The organism is Pediococcus sp. (assembly GCF_003533255.1).
Classification (GTDB): domain Bacteria; phylum Bacillota; class Bacilli; order Lactobacillales; family Lactobacillaceae; genus Pediococcus; species Pediococcus parvulus.
This window is the reverse complement of sequence record NZ_DOEM01000018.1, coordinates 1-1,742: the sequence shown is the minus strand read 5'-3', so window position 1 is coordinate 1,742 and position 1,742 is coordinate 1. Positions and strand designations below refer to the sequence as shown.

Genomic DNA, 1,742 nt, shown 5'->3' with positions numbered 1-1,742 from the left:
TATTTTTTCTCTTGCTTTGTGGAGCTGTCCTCAAACCCAAGAAAAAGAAAGTCTTCCTATTTACCATCCTGTTTCTGCACCGCAGCAGTCGCTACTGCGTTCACATAATTGAGTGGGTTATCAAAATTAGGCTGGAAAAACATATCCACCATTGATAAGTCATCGATGGTCATTTTAGTTTGAATGGCTAATGAAATAACATTTGCGGATTGGGCACAATCATAGGAACTGTAAAATGCCCCACCCAAAACAACCCTTGTTTTGGGATCCCAAACTAGTCGCATCAAAATGGGCGTTGTGGTTAACATAAAATCTGGCCGATAATTTTGTTCCAGTGTCACACTTTCAACCTTGACGCCCCGTACTTGGGCACCACTTTCCGTTAATCCAGACGAAGCCAAGGTTTTTCCAAAAAGGGCCACCGCAGATGAAGCCTGCGTTCCCATATATTTAACAGTTGGCTTTTCAATGTTATGACCGATTAAAACGCCCTGTCGGATAGCGTTAGTTGCCAAGGGAATATAGTCATCCTTGCCTGTTGGATTGTAATGCACAACTGCTGAATCGCCCGCCGCAAAAATATCAGGATCAGATGACCGCATATACGCGTCAGTAATTATTGCACCATTTGGTAGCATTTTTACTTTACCTTTCAATAAATCAGTGTAAGGTCTGAAGCCCGCGCACAAAACAGCAAAATCGGCTGTGTAACTATCCTTAGTTGTTTTTACTGTGATTTCACCTTCAAAAGATTGTACCATTTCATCCATAGCCAATTTGACACCATGTGCTTTGTAGTCGTCTTCAACTCGCAAACCAATTTCTGGATCAAAGTTTTTGGCTAAAACGTGTGGTAAACCATCAATCAAAGTAACTTGTTTACCAGTAACCGCCAATTGTTCAGCCAATTCTGCACCAATATACCCGGCACCAATGATAATTGCAGACTTAGATTTTGGCGCGGCTTCACGCAAAATTTTAGCGTCGTTCCAATCTTTACAAAGCTTAACCTTGTCATTATCGATACCCTTAATTGGAGGAATGACAGGTGCAGAACCAGTTGTCATCACCAACTTATCATAATGTGTCTGTGAAATTCTTCCAGAAACTAAATTTTTTACCTGAACCGTTTTTTGTTCAGGATCAATCTGCAACACATCATGTTCCATTTTCATAGTCGCCCCTAGTTTTTCAAGCTCCTCAGGAGAAGAATAAAACATTTTATTTGGATCTGAAACGTGATCACCAACCCATAACGCAATTCCACAAGAAAGAAACGATAAATTATCATTTCGTTCATATACAGTCACTTCATAGTCTGGATGTTCCGCTAGAATCTGTTTGGCTGCAAAAGTTCCGGCATGGGTTGCTCCTACTATAATTATTTTCATAATTTCCCTCCACAAGTTTTTTTGTTATCAAAATTATTAGTTTATTGTTAATTCAATTCTATTTTGTATGTCGGCAAATGTCAACGCTTACACATCTCTATTTATTGCTATCAACATTATATTGGCATTAATGCTATACGGTATATAATATAGATTAGAAAATATCATAAAGGAGGGCACCTATGAATATTCAAGTCAGTTCGGAAATCCTCGACGGACTAGTTTTGTCATTACTCACCCATCAGGATTTTTATGGTTATGCAATTACGCAAAAAGTCCAAGAATCCATTAAAATATCTGAGTCAACGATGTACCCCGTTTTAAGACGATGAAGGTAGTATGAAATCATGG

1 protein-coding gene and 1 pseudogene are annotated in these 1,742 nt (G+C 38.9%); one reads left to right on the top strand and one right to left on the bottom strand.

Translation table 11 applies throughout. The features are described from left to right. Positions 1 to 56: 56 nt before the first annotated feature. Positions 57 to 1,391, bottom strand: a complete 1,335-nt coding sequence (locus tag DD627_RS04340) for an FAD-dependent oxidoreductase (RefSeq protein ID WP_260275144.1) — start codon at positions 1,389 to 1,391, stop codon at positions 57 to 59. Between the two features lie 182 nt (positions 1,392 to 1,573). Between DD627_RS04340 and DD627_RS04335 the strand changes: the two are divergent. Beyond that, positions 1,574 to 1,720, top strand: a pseudogene (locus tag DD627_RS04335) (PadR family transcriptional regulator); the annotation flags it as partial. Positions 1,721 to 1,742 lie beyond the last annotated feature (22 nt).

Bases quoted from the DNA above. Each gene is read 5' to 3' on its own strand.
- DD627_RS04340 (WP_260275144.1), bottom strand. From the start codon at position 1,391: ATGAAAATAATTATAGTAGGAGCAACCCATGCCGGAACTTTTGCAGCC.